This is a genomic window from Bradyrhizobium denitrificans, from assembly GCF_013179005.1.
GTDB classification, from domain to species: Bacteria; Pseudomonadota; Alphaproteobacteria; order Rhizobiales; family Xanthobacteraceae; genus Bradyrhizobium; species Bradyrhizobium denitrificans.
Genome location: NZ_JABFDP010000101.1, coordinates 1 through 310, shown reverse-complemented (window position 1 = coordinate 310; position 310 = coordinate 1). Strand labels below are relative to the sequence as shown.

Sequence of the window (310 nt, the reverse complement as noted above, 5' to 3'; positions counted from 1 at the left end):
TCGTCCACGGTTCGCAACCGGGCTGCCGATCACCACATCCTCCTGCCCCGACAACCGCGATAGCAGCGCCGCCCAGCCCGCCAGCAGCGTCATGTACAACGTCGTGCCGTGACGATGGCTCAGTGCCCTCAGGGCCCCCGTCAGGTCTCCATCCAGCCGCACCGGCACCATCGCTCCGGCATAATTCTGCTCCGCCGGACGCGGCCGGTCCCACGGCAGCTCCAAAAGCGCAGGCGCCCCCGCAAGCGCATCCTTCCAATACGCGCCCTGGCGCGCCAGAACTTCGCCCGACAGCCAGCGCCGCTGCCAG

1 protein-coding gene is annotated in these 310 nt (G+C 69.4%); it reads right to left on the bottom strand.

What is annotated here, in order from left to right:
* The coding region (locus HL671_RS37930) for a condensation domain-containing protein (RefSeq protein WP_172244283.1) at positions 1–310 on the bottom strand (310 nt) is incomplete at both ends.